The sequence below is a fragment of the Pontibacter deserti genome, from assembly GCF_023630255.1.
GTDB lineage: Bacteria > Bacteroidota > Bacteroidia > Cytophagales > Hymenobacteraceae > Pontibacter > Pontibacter deserti.
The window spans coordinates 585,183-599,269 of record NZ_JALPRS010000002.1; the positions used below are offsets into that span (position 1 = coordinate 585,183).

Sequence of the window (14,087 nt, forward strand, 5' to 3'; positions counted from 1 at the left end):
TTATATCTGTATGAATTTGTATTATAGTTGATAGAGGAGGGAGTGGTTTGTTAAGTACAAAATAGAAGTATAGCCTGATATACCATTGACCTTTAAATCAAACAAAAAAGCCCCAATCATTTGACCGGGGCTTTCCTGTTTTAGCTTGTTTTATACTTATTCTTCATCGGCGCGGGCAGAACCACTGCTGATGATCTGGCCGAAGAAAATACTGTTCAGGAATAGCTTGTTAGTACCATACCAGAATGCTCTGAAGTTCGGGTTATCAGGCATAGCAATTACTTTACCTGCCCCAATTGCAGTTACAGCCACAGCTGCAGAGTTTTTTGCCAGTTGCAGGTTTTGCTTTGATATGTAACCAGCCATTAACGGATTAGCAGTGTACATAATAGGGTTTGCATATGGGTTCTTGGCAGGTTCCATAAACAAGGTGTTGCTGCGGAAAATTGGCAGCTGCTTATCGGTATAGCCATACGCGAGTGGGTGGGTCAGGTCCAGGGAAGTTTCGAAAATAGCGCCGCCTATTACCTGTGCCCCAGATTCGCTGTCTAAGTCAGCGTAAGGCTTACGTTCTGTTTCTGTATTCTCCTTTTTGTTTTCTTTAAAAGTGATGTTGCTGATGCCGTTGGTAGCTAACCATTTGATAGCCTCTCCCATGCCTATGACAGTTCCGCCCTGCTGCACCCATGCACGCAGCTTGTCTTTTGATACATCGTTATAAGACCCATCAGCCATTACCAGTACATTATAGCGGCTCAGGTTGGCACGGTTAAAGTTATCTGCTGTTATAAGTGTGGTTTTAATGTCGAAACGGTTGTCGAGTAAGTGCCATGCTTCGCCTGCATCGTTGCTGTTTACGCCATCGCCGGTTAAAAGCATTACACTTGGCCTGCGCAGGTTCTGCATCATCGGGCTGCCTAGTTTTATACCTTCTGTAGTAAGGCCTGTTGGCATAGCATATACTTCTAAACCATTGGCTGCTGCCGTTTTTTCTAATAGTTGATGCAAATCCGCTCCGGAAACCGGCTGACCAGCCACAGGTATAAGTATAGTTCCATAATCAAAAGATCTGCCATCGCTTGTCTTAAACTTATCAGTAGCTACTTTAGCTTGTATGCCATGGTTAAATAAAGTGTTAAGTGCACGTGGGGTATAGTAATCTTTCCATTCGAAAGCATAGGCATAGTTGCTCTGGCCACCATTGATTTTACCAACTGGCAGCTGCGGATTATCCATTTTCTCGCCAAGCTGCGATGTTTTATAGTTTTTGCCGGTCAGGGCATTATACTCCAGGTCAAAAGCGAGCGGAAAGGTCCAGGCTGAGATGTCGTAGAAAAGGCTGTCTTTGAAAGTAGTACGCTTTTCAAACATTGCTTCAATCAGTTTATACTGCGGCTGCTCCAGTGGCACTACATAAGCACTTTGAGGTCTATAGGTATTATTGCCAACTTTTATAGTTTCTTTTGGTCGGTAAATCGCGATCTGGTGCTGACGAATGATCTCAGCTAAATGATAGGCGCGCGCCGGGTCCTTTTCTGACCCAAAAATATAAGCTTTGGTTGCTGTCTTTTTAGATTCGTTCAGAGACTGCTTATAAAAATCGCGCTGATGTGCTAGTAGTTCTTCGCGCATGGCCTGTGCAGCTTCTAACGACGAAAGCGTGGTTACAAACTGGTTTCGGATCGTGAACGGGAAGGTAAGCACACCGTTTATACTTTCCTGGGCATGGCCGCGGGAACTTGCCTGCTCAAACAAAATACCAACTGCGCCATTCACATCCGGATAGGTTGATCCCTTGCCATAGTAAAAGTCATCGTAGCTTTCTTCTGTATAGTATAAGGAGCCAATCTTATCCAGTGCCTTGGCGTGGTAGTTACCAATTTTCTGGGTCAGTTTAAATGCGTTTTCCGGGGAAAGCGGGTGGTTGCGGCTTGGTATACCCGGCTGGAAAAAGAATGTGGCGTTGGTGCCCATTTCGTGGTGGTCCGTCAGCAGGTTTGGTTTCCATTCGTGGAACTTTGCCAGTCTTCCCTGAGACTCTGGGTGCTGAAGTGGTAACCAGTCGCGGTTAAGGTCGAACCAATAGTGGTTGGTTCTGCCACGTGGCCATACTTCATTAAACTCAGAGCTGTTCGGGTCAGTTACCAGGTTCTCGCCGCGGTTTGTATTTACCCAGCTTGCAAAACGGTTAAGCCCATCCGGGTTAATAGAGGGGTCAACCAGTATAATGGTTTCTTTTAAAAGCTTTTCTATTTCCGGTCCCTGGGCTGCTGCCAAATGGTATACTGCCAGCAGCGCAGCGTTGCTTCCGCTAGGTTCGTTGCCGTGCACGCTATAGCCCATCCAGATAACAGCCGGCATATTCTTAATATCCAGCTTCGAAGAATTGCTTGGGTCTGTCAGTTGTTTATGATCAGCCTTTAGTTGTTCTATGTTCTTGTGGTTTTCAGGGGATGTGATGGTGAGTAAGTATAGCGGTCGGTTCTCATGGGTGCGGCCATATTCTGCCAGCGTGATTCTGTCAGATACCTGGTCCATGTGGCGCATATACATCACCAACTGGTCATGGCTCACGTGCCATTCACCAACTTCATAGCCCAGTACCTGATGCGGTGTAGGGATGCTTTTGCTATAGGTTACTCCTTTAGGCAGGTAATATGAAAGCGTAGTCTGGGCAAATACCCAATTACTACATAATAAAAGTGCTGTAACAGCAAGTGTGTACAGTTTCTTCATGGGTAAGTATAAGTTTTAAGGTATAGAGATTAGCTAATGCAATTTGCTCTTTTATGCACGCTTTTGCAAGTATAAGTTCCCTTCATAACTAATGTCAAGCAGCTCAGGTAAAGTCTGCTCTTTTATATGCTTGATGAGGTGATAAATTTTATTTTTTCAAGGTGCAGTTCTTTGTAGATACATGCTTTGTTAAGATGGCTGCTTACGCAATTTTATATAGCTGTATTAAAATATTTATAATTATGCATATAGTTCAATTTGAGCAATTAACGAGCATAATTCAACCACAAATAAAAAAAGTATAAAAATATTGTAACTTAATAAAGTATATACTGTACTATGGTAATAATATGTAGCATACATCCATGCTAAGCTTTTATGCCATCTCCATATTTATACCTTAAAGTACAAAATATTAGGAGGATAATGAAGGATTATTTGAATTCTTCGCTTTTGCCGCCAAATATAACTGTACGTTGATGCCTGCACAGCTATAAGTTCTGCTTATAGTAAGCTTTTAATGCTGCCTTTTTCAAGGTGGCCGGCTGTCTATTGTCTTTTTAAAGCTTAAAACACTCCACTGCACTTCATAAACCAAACGTGCCACTTGCAACCCGACCCAAACCCAGCTTAAATCCCTAAAAGTCATTAACACATGAAGAAAAATTTTACTAAACTGATTTCAGAGTTCAGAGAAGTCAAGCATTTCACGATTGCCACCACCACGCTTCTCCTCCTCATCATCTCGGCAGCTTATTTAAGGGCAGCTGTAGGTATAACTGTAACTGGTGTAAATCCTATCTCTGTCTCTGCCGATCTGGCAGCAAACTCAACAACAACAGCTTATACCACTCTTGGAACAATTAACTTTAGGGAGAGTGCTAATACAGAATTTGGAACTAACAATACCATTGATCTGAATGCACCTAGTGGGTGGGAATTCTATACTACTAATCCTACTGGTATAACTTTGTTAGGACGCGAAACTGATAATTCAAGTAAAACATTCACAGTAACAGTTTCTAGTATTACTGCCAGTAAGATTTCCATTTTTTACAATGGTGCTGTAAATAATAAAATAGAAGAAATAATAATTAGTGGTATTAGAATTAGGGCTTTAGATGGTGCAACAGCACCAGAAACTGTAGCTGTAACTGCTGGAGGAGCTCTTATTTTTTCTAACTCTAGTGTGGTTCAAATCAACCATACAAATGGTGCAGCCAAGAAAATAGTATTTGGCCAACAACCATCAAATGTACTTACAGGAAATTCAATTACACCATCCCCAACTATTATTATTCAAGATCAATTTAACAATATAGTTACCTCAGGAGCAGGTTCTACAGCTCAAGTAAGTATAGCTATAGGCAATAACCCATCAGGGAGTAATGGTATATTAAGTGGTGGAGGTCCTGTTGCAGCTGTTAATGGCATTGCTACTTTCTCTGGTTTAAGTATAGATGCAGCCGGAACAGGTTATACTTTAACTGCATCCAGCGGAACACTTACAGGAGTTACAAGTGCAGCATTTAATGTAAACAGCAAAACTCCTACTCTTTCAACATTACCAGCAAACTGTATTACTGAAGGTAGCGGAGATTATACCATCACGTTGACAGGTACTAACTTCGAAAAGAACTCAGTTGGCCAGGTAAACGGACAAAACAGGGCAACAACATTTGTAAGTGCTACCCAAGTACAAGTAGTCTTGCTGGCTTCAGATCTTGCTACTGCAGGCGATATTAGTATAACTGTACAAAATCCAGGTCCTCCTGCTCTTATAACTTCAAATCCTCAGACTTTAAATGTCAAGCCATCTTTCAGTAATGCCACAATTGCCGGTGACCGTACAGTTTGTGCTGGTAAGGATGTAGTATTTACAGCTCCGGCAGGTTTTACAGATTATACATGGTCTGCTACAGCAGGTAGCGGTACATTTGCAAGTACAGGTAGCGCAAACGAAACCAGATTTACACCAGGTATAGATGCGTCGGGTGCAGTAACTATAACGGCCAGCGCCAAAAATATCTGTGGCACATCAGGCACAGTAACATTTAATATTGATGTATTACCGGCACCTCCGGTAACCATAAATTATACTGGCTCAACTGCGATTTGCGAAGGCAGTAGTATTGTTCTAAATGCCCCGGCAGCACCGAATGGCGAAACCTATACTTACCAGTGGTTTAACGGCAGTACAGCTGTTGGTAGCAATTCTGAAACTTTTACAGCCACTACCGCAGGTAGCTATACTGTAACAGTTGCCGCAGCAAATGGATGTGCGCGTACTTCAGCGCCTGTTACAGTTACAGTTAACCCGCTGCCAGTTGCAGCTATCACTCCAGATGGTCCGATTACTTTCTGCCAGGGCGGGTCAGTAACACTTACTGCCAGCAACGGTTCCTCATGGTTATGGAGCAACGGTGCAACTACCCAATCTATAACTGTAGATGCAGATGGCACCTTTACTGTGCAGGTAACTGACGGCAACAGCTGTACCAGTTCTGCTTCAGAGCCAGTAACAGTAACAGTTAACCCTATACCTGCTGCACCAACTGTAACCGGAGGAGAGGTATGTGATCAGGGTGAAGTTACATTGGGAGCTACAGTTGGTGAAAACGGTAACGATATTAGATGGTATACTGCTGCTACAGGCGGAAGCCCAGTTGCAACTGGTAACACCTATACAACTCCAACCATTACTTCTACTACTACTTTTTATGCCAGCAGCTATAATACCACAACTGGTTGCGAAAGTGAGCGAGTAGCTGTAGTAGCTACTGTAAACCCACTACCAACAGTAAGTATAACTCCAACCGGCCCACTTCAATTCTGCGAAGGTAATTCAGTGGTGCTAGTTCCAACTGCGCTGCCGGATACCGATACATTTACTTATGAGTGGTTTAATGCAGCAGATAATGCACAGGTAGGTACTGCTAAAGATTATGTAGCTACAACTTCCGGAGATTACTACCTGGTAGTTACCAACCAGAATGGATGCCAGCAAACATCAGAAACATTAACTGTAATTGTAGCTGAGATCCCTACTGAGGCAAATATCACTTTGACAGGCTCAAGTACTTTCTGCCAGGGAGGTAGTGTTAAAATGAGTGCAAATAAGTCTCCTGATCCTGAGAATCCTTATACTTATAAGTGGTTTAAGAATGGTAGTGAGATTGAAAGTGCCAGTAGCGAGAGCTTTACTGCATCTGAAAGTGGTGAATACCAGGTGGAAGTAACAAACCTTGTGGAAGGCTGCGCGAAGATGTCAGCTAAAGTAGTAGTAAATGTATTACCACAGCCAATTGCTACGATCACTAGTACAAATGAACAAAAATGCTTAGGTGCAGGAAATACAACTTCATTCACTGTATTAGGTGACTTTTCGGGAGGTACGGCACAATGGTTATCGTCTAATAGTAATTATGTAATCAGTAATCCGGTTTACAACGCAACTACCGGTAAAGCAACTGCTACTGTAACTGCTACAGGTACGGGCTCAGGCACAATCACATTACGTACTACGAACAACGCTTCTAACTGTACAACTGCCAATAGTACTGTAACGCTAACCGTAAATCCGTTACCTACTGCAGATATCACAGCTGGTGGCCCTACTACTTTCTGCCAAGGAGGATCAGTTGTTCTTAGCGCTCCTCAAGGTGTAAATTATGTATATCAATGGTTTAGAAATGGATCAACTATAACAACCGGCGGTACAGACAGAGACTATACTGCAACTACAGCCGGTAACTATACAGTTAAGGTAACTAATTCAGTTACAGGATGTACTACAACCAGCGCAACTGCAACAACTATAACTGTAAATCCTCAGCCTATAGTAACTGCATCTGCTCCGGTTGCAGCTAAGTGCGTTGGCGAAAATAATACTACTGTTTTCGACTTAACAGGTACCGCTACAAACGGTACGCCGCACTGGAGTGTGGTAAGCACAACAGGTTCTGCAACATTAAGCAACTTCAGTAGTCCGAATACAGGTAATACACAGGCTACTATAGCTGGTATAGGTACCGTAACAGTTAGGTTAACCTCCAGCAGTACCGTTGCCGGCTGTACCGACGCGACAAAGGATATCACACTTAATGTTTATCCTTATCCAACAGCCAATGCAGGACCTGATCAGACGTTATGTGCTGGTGCTACCTTTACAAGATTCTGGCGACAGGCTAGTGGAAGTGGTAGTGAAGCGGGTAATCAGGTTAAATGGACTGTTAAGAGTACTGATCCTGGTGTTTCAGTTACTAACTTAGCTTACCCATGGATTTATAATAATTTTGTAGACATAACAGGTGTAGGTAGTGCAGTACTTACTATGACTGTAACTACAAACGGATGTTTGACTTCTGATGATGTAGTTTATACAGTTAAACCAACTCCTGTTATTACAGCAATAGAGGACAAAACCTACTGTAATGGCGCAGCTGGCTCGGCAATCAATTTTGAAAGCTCTGTAGCCGGGTCAACTATCACTTGGACGTCTTCAAAAGATGTTGGTTTTGGAACCAGCGGCACAGGAAATATCGGTGCTTATGCTGCTACAAATACAACAACTTCTAATTTAACCACTACTGTAACTGTAAATGCATCGGTTAATGGCTGTCCTGCTGCTCAGAAGTCTTTTACTATTACGGTTTATCCTACACCTAAACTGACAGGTACACTAACTCCTGCTGCTATATGCAGTGGTACGGCGTTTACTTATAATGCTACTGTTTCGCCAGGTGGTGCGGTGGCATTGTGGAGCAGGGCTGCGGTGACTGGTATCAGTAATGCTGCGGCTACAGGTACCGGAAGTATAAACGAGACGCTGACCAACACAACTACTACTGATAAAGTTGTAACTTATGTATATACTATAACTGCAAACGGTTGTTCTAATACCCAGAATGTAGTGGTAACAGTTAAACCTAAGCCAGATCCAGCCTTTACTGGTGTAACAGAAGGACAGGTGTTTTACTCTGGAGATGGCACTGTAACTTTAACAGGCCAGAACCCATCAGGTGGAACATTCTCCGGTCCTGGTGTGAGCGGAACAACTTTTAACCCTTGTAACGCTTTTAATGGAGTGCCTGCTTCAACTACAACAGTAACTGTACCTATAACTTATACAGTAACTGTTGCTGGTTGTACCAACAGCATTACTAAAAATGTAACCGTCAAACGATCTACTTACAGAGTAGTAGTTACAGCTATACCGATGCCTTTCTGTAGAGGGGATAATGTGCAGTATACTACTAAGATCTACCGCGATATTACAAGTATAGTTTATCCTTACTTAGTTGATGATCTTGGCCGACCAATCTATGAGAACGGATCATTTGTGCCGCCTGGCAGCGGAAGCTTCCCGGTTGCTAACCCGAATTATCCGTTCCCAGCCGGTACTCCGGATATTATCAAGGCGATGGCTTACAGGTTCTTCGAGCCAATTGTAACTGGTGGTACATTAGTAAATTCGAACGATTTCGAGTATCAGTGGCATAAGAATGAGAAAGTTGAGAGGAAAAATGATGGTACTATAACCACCGATGCCGGCTTGTCATCTATGGACTACTATGGAGTATATGTAACATCTAAAAATAGCAGCGCATGTGTTCCAACTCTTTCCAGCCAGCTCTCTGACAGAAAGTATAGTGCTGAGATGGAGTCGTATACCAGTATGTTGACTGCTAACCCGATCTGCCAGGTTGGTATAATAAACTTTACTGCCACACTTGACTCTTCTTTCCCTTACTGGAGTATAGCAAACTTACAGGTAGAGCTTGTTCGCGAGAGAGGTAGCTTAGTGTTAGCTACAGCTGCCTATGCTGGCTCAAACACTTTTAACTTTGCTGTGAATACTGCTAATGTAGACCTGGTAAATGGAGATAAGGTTTATGTAAGATTTAATTCTATACTTGATCAATATAGAGCACAATCTAAATGTGCAGGCAGACCTAACTCTAATGCTGTAACAATACAAATAGATCAGCCTGCTGCTATAACTGCTAACCTTAACCCAATACCTGCCCAGTGCGAAGCCGGAAATGTTACCCTAAGCGTAACAGCTACTGGTTCTAACTTACAGTATGCCTGGTATAAGGAAGGTTCAGCTACTCCGCTTGCAAATATTACCGGCAAAATAAGCGGCGCTACAACAAACGCTATTACAATAAGCAACCTGGCTTTAACAGATGCAGGCAAATATTATGTAACTGTAAGCAACGGCACAACTTCAGCTTGTAGTTCTACAGTTACCTCAAATATTACTGAACTGCTTGTTAATCCGCTAACCAGAATTACAACACAGCCGCAAGGACTGACAGTTTGTTCCGGATCACCGGTATCATTTAGTGCGGCAGCAACCGGTACAAATGTTGCTTACCAATGGTATAAAGGTACTACCCTGATACCGGGGGCCACTTCACCTACCTATAGTATTCCTTCAGCAGTTGCAGCAGATGCCGGCGACTATACTGTAAGAGTTACAGGTACCTGCGGTGTGTTAACATCAACTATAGCTCCTCTTGTAGTAAACGAGCCAGTAGTTGCATCTGCTAACATGAGTGCAGCTACACAATGCCAGGGTACAACCGTGAACATGAGTGTAAATGCAACGGGTACAGGTCTGGTTTATGAGTGGTTTAAAGATGGCGTATCAATAGGAAACAATACCAACAGCTTAAGTATAGCCAGTGCGCAAACGAGCCATAATGGTGAATATACTGTAAAAGTAAGCGGTACATGTACACCAACACCAGTAGTTATAAACCTGGGTACTTTAACAGTTGAACCTACCGTTGTGCCAACCGGCCAAATGACGGCTACACATGAAGATGGCAGACCAATTACAGATGCTGATCCGGTTAAACTGAATGAGACAGCTGTATTTACAGTAAACTCAACTTACGCCGATAATGGAGATGCTACACTTTATATGTGGTATGTAGGTAGCCAGTTTACAGATACCTGGACACAGGTACAGAGTGGTACTAGCAATGTATACAAACGCCTGACTGTGAGTGATGAACCATATGAAGTAAAAGTGGTGATCTCGGGCAGAGCCGGCGAATGCTACAGCACTTTATCTCTGCCAGTATTCTCAAATCTGCCGATCAAACCACTTCCGGTAGAGATTATTTACCTGAGAGCTGAAAAGCAGGGTAACAATGTAGTGATACAATGGGCTACTGCCATGGAAGAGAACAACGAAGGCTTTGAAGTACAGGTGTCTCAGGATGGCAGAACGTACAGAAAGCTTGACTTTGTAGCCACCCGAAACGGAAATACTTCTCTGAAACAGACCTATGAGTTTGTTGATAAGGAAGATGGCAAGTATGGCACACGCTACTACAGACTGAAGCAGATGGATACGGATGGCAAGTTCACTTATTTCGGTCCGAAGATGGTAACCTTTGGTAACGTGAGCAATAACATACTGGCGTATCCGAACCCATTCACGAGAGAAGTGAAGCTGGATGTAGAGGCAGAGAAAGATGGCATGCTGGAAATTACCGTGACCAATATAATGGGCAAGAAAGTGACGACCAAATTAATGGAAGTGGCACAAGGTAAAACCACTGTAACACTTGATCTGGGAGAAAGCTTGCCAAGTGGTATCTACATAGTAACCACCCGTGTAAACGGACGCACGGATAATTTCAAATTATTAAAACAATGAACTAATTAGGGTTTAAAGCTGAAAGAGGCGGGTATTTTACCCGTCTCTTTTGCGTTCAGGGGTAACTGTAATTGTAAGTATAAAAATACAAAACACAAAACTATCTGGTTGCCTGAGCAAATAAAGGCTGCTCAAAAGTTTTGTTGGGTTGCTGGTAATTAAAGTATAGTTGTGTGACCTATACTTGAGGCGTGAAGTATTGCTTGCTCAGAAGGCGATTTTATACATTAATTTTTTGAATAGCCTCTACCTGTAATGGCGCATAACTGCATAAGGAAAAGGTGCAAAGAAGGCAGCTTTTAAGCCTGCCGCTTTAAGGCCTCCATTTACCCAGTTGTTACAGTTCTTAGGGAAATAAAACAGCTCTTTAGCTTCATAAAAGTTGTCGGTAGAAGTATAGCCTTTGCCAGGTATAATAATAAAGTATTCACCTCTGCGCTGGAAAGAGTCTGAAATATAAGCTACGAGCTTTTTGTACTGTTCAGGAGTAACTTTAATAGGGCGCTGGTGTTTGTTTGGGATCAATGGCTTAGGTATATACTCTACGTGCATGGCAGATGCCGATGGCCAGAACATAGCTGAAAGCGCGACCTCTATGGTTAAATCGCTCCACTCTGGGGTCTGCATGTAAAACTCGCGGTCTCCCCATCCAAATCCGATATGCGTAAAGTTGTTGTTAGCCCCTGCAAAATGCTGCAGCGAAATCTTGTCGCGCCAATCTATATAAGGTGTTGCAACAGGAAGCACCAGGTCTGTATGTATACCATTAGAAGTAATGAAGATTTCAATATGTTCTTCCTGCGCCTGTGTATAGTCCCTGTTAACAGGTAAAATGCTAAGTATAAGTGCCGTAACTATAGTTAATATAATCATGAATCCTAAAACATAAAATGTGCGGTAAAGCAGCTGTTTTATACGTTGTTTTGTTGGCATACCCTCATTTTACGAAAGCTGTTAAGAAGTAAACAAACCAGTTTCAGGTAATAAAGTATAAGGCAGTATTAAAGTGCAAAATCAGTAACTTTACGCTTATAGTTATACTTCCCTTATTTCATCCTATACATTTAATTTATGAGAGATTCTCTTAAGTGGCTGTCTGCGTTTCTGCTGGTATGGCTAAGCGTACAGGTGGCCTGGGCGCAGCAGCGTATTCAAACTCCCGAACAGTTTCTTGGCTACAAGCTTGGGCAGCAATTTACCACTCATAACCGCGTGCTCGACTATGTGAACTACCTGGCAGCACAGGTACCAACCCGCATGAAAGTACAGGAATACGGAAAAACCTATGAAGGTCGTCCGCTGGTACTGGCGTATGTGGCATCTGAAGAAAATCTCCCGCGCCTGGAGCAGATCCGTGAAAATAACCTTAGAATGGCAGGCATACAACAAGGCCAGGTGCAGGGAAATCAGCCGGCTATAGTCTGGCTAAGCTATAACATCCACGGAAATGAGTCTGTAAGTACCGAAGCAGTGCTGCAGGTATTATATGAACTGGCCAACCCGGCAAATACGCAAACGCAGAGCTGGTTAAAAAATACGGTAGTTATACTTGACCCATGTGTGAATCCGGATGGCCGTGAGCGCTATGTGCAGTGGTATAAACAAACTGCCGGACAAGGAGGAAATGCTTCGCCTTATGCCTGGGAACATAACGAGCCGTGGCCGGGAGGCAGACCAAACCATTATTACTTCGACCTGAATCGCGACTGGGCGTGGCAAACGCAAATTGAATCGAAGCAGCGCATGGTGGTGTATAACAACTGGCTGCCACAGGTGCATGCTGATTTTCATGAGATGGGAGTAGAGTCGCCGTATTATTTTTCGCCGGCAGCAAAACCTTTACACGAAAGTATAACGCCATGGCAGCGCCAGTTCCAGAATACCATTGGAGATTATAATCGCCAGTATTTTGATAAGAACAACTGGCTATACTTTACGCGCGAAAATTTCGACCTGTTTTACCCAAGCTACGGCGATACCTGGCCTACTTTTAATGGTGCCATCGGTATGACTTATGAGCAGGGAGGATCTGGCAGAGCAGGGCTGGCTATAAAAACACAGAGTGGCGATACGCTTACGCTTACAGACCGTATTGCACACCACGTAGCGGCAAGTATGGCTACCATGCAGGCCACCTCAGAAAAAGCAGACCAGATAAAGCAGGAGTTCAGGAAATACTACGACAACAACCGAACAAAACCTACCGGAGACTATAAAGCCTTTGTAATTAAAACCGAAGGCAGTGGTGCAGGAAACGTAAAAGCCCTTACCGATTACCTGGACCGCCAACAGATACAGTATGGCTATGCCGGTAGAAGTACATCTGGCAGAGGTTTTAACTATGCCAACGGAAAAGAAGAAAATGTAAAAGTAGGGGAGAAAGATGTGGTGATCAGCCTGTACCAGCCGAAGTCTACGCTGGTAAAAGTGTTGTTCGAGCCGCATGCCCAGCTGGAAGATTCCCTAACCTATGATATTACATCCTGGGCTATGCCGTATGCATTTGGTGTACAAGGTTACGCACTTAAAAAGCAACTGGAGCCTCAAAACAAACAGCAGGCAGCTTCTGCACCTACCACTCCAACTATAGAAAAGCCTTATGCTTACCTGGCACGCTGGAACAGCTTGCAGGACCTCAAATTTCTGACAGAGCTGATGAAGCAGGGGGTAAAAGTACGTATGGCTGAAAAAGGGTTTGAAACGGATAAGCAGCAGTTCGCACCTGGCACATTGATTATTACACGTACTGGTAATGAGCGCCTGGGTAATAAATTTGATACTATAGTTCGTGACCTGGCAAAGCAGCATAGTATAACGCTGGGAGCAACAGGCACAGGTTTCGTAAGCAGTGGCGCCGACTTTGGATCAGGTTCTGTGCGTTATTTAAAAATGCCGAAAGTAGCTGTCATGACCGGAGAAGGTGTATCGCCGTATGCGTTCGGGGAAGTATGGCACTACTTTGAACAGCAGATTGGCTACCCTGTTACTGCGATCAATACCTCATACTTTAGAAATGTGCCATTGCATGAATTCGATGTACTTATACTTCCATCAGGTTCTTATGGTAAAGTGCTGGATGAGCAGACCCTGGAACAGGTAAAAAACTGGGTTAGAAGTGGCGGAAGGTTGATTGCAATGGAAACTGCTGCTGCATTTCTGGTTGGTAAAAAAGATTTCAACCTGAAAAATAAAGACACCAAGAAGAGTGAAGAAGAAAAAGTAAAAGACAAGAAGGAAGAAAATCCTTATCAGCATTTAAAAGCTTATGGAGATCGGGAGCGCCAGGCATTGGCCGAAGAAGTACAAGGCAGTGTGTTCCGGGTAAATCTGGATAAAACCCACCCACTCTCATTTGGCTACGGTGATACCTATTTTGCCCTGATACGTTCAGCAAATACCTTTAAATACCTGGAAGAGGGCTGGAATGTAGGTGTACTGAAAAAGGACAACTATACTACTGGGTTTGTGGGTTCAGCTATAAAAGAGAAACTACAGGATGCGCTTATACTTGGTTCACAGCCAATGGGCGACGGTCAGGTAATTTATATGGCAGATAACCCGCTCTTCCGTGGTTTCTGGCATAGTGGCAAGCTTATGTTCGGAAACGCAGTATTTGTGGTAGGGCAGTAAGTATAGCTTTATCAAAAGTAAAGGTCTTCTGGTTTGTGCCGGA

Annotated in this window: 4 protein-coding genes; 2 read left to right on the plus strand and 2 right to left on the minus strand. The window is 43.4% G+C overall.

Features of this window, described 5'->3' with window-relative positions:
• Positions 1 to 156: 156 nt before the first annotated feature.
• Positions 157 to 2,736, minus strand: a complete 2,580-nt coding sequence (locus MJ612_RS14580) for a M14 metallopeptidase family protein (RefSeq protein WP_187030950.1) — start codon at positions 2,734 to 2,736, stop codon at positions 157 to 159.
• 655 nt (positions 2,737 to 3,391) lie between these two features.
• On the opposite strand from MJ612_RS14580, the gene MJ612_RS14585 reads away from it, so the two are divergent.
• The gene (locus MJ612_RS14585; RefSeq protein WP_187030948.1) at positions 3,392 to 10,414 is read left to right on the plus strand and encodes an Ig-like domain-containing protein; all 7,023 of its coding nucleotides are present in this window, start codon (positions 3,392 to 3,394) and stop codon (positions 10,412 to 10,414) included.
• A gap of 246 nt (positions 10,415 to 10,660) precedes the next feature.
• Here MJ612_RS14585 and MJ612_RS14590 read toward each other — a convergent pair whose 3' ends face one another.
• Positions 10,661 to 11,347: a TIGR02117 family protein gene (locus MJ612_RS14590; RefSeq protein WP_187030946.1), complete on the minus strand. Its 687-nt coding sequence runs from the start codon at positions 11,345 to 11,347 to the stop codon at positions 10,661 to 10,663.
• A gap of 138 nt (positions 11,348 to 11,485) precedes the next feature.
• Here MJ612_RS14590 and MJ612_RS14595 point away from each other — a divergent pair, with 138 nt between their 5' ends.
• Positions 11,486 to 14,044 (plus strand): M14 metallopeptidase family protein, encoded by a 2,559-nt coding sequence (locus tag MJ612_RS14595; protein WP_187030944.1) that lies wholly within the window; start codon positions 11,486 to 11,488, stop codon positions 14,042 to 14,044.
• The last annotated feature ends 43 nt before the right edge of the window (positions 14,045 to 14,087 follow it).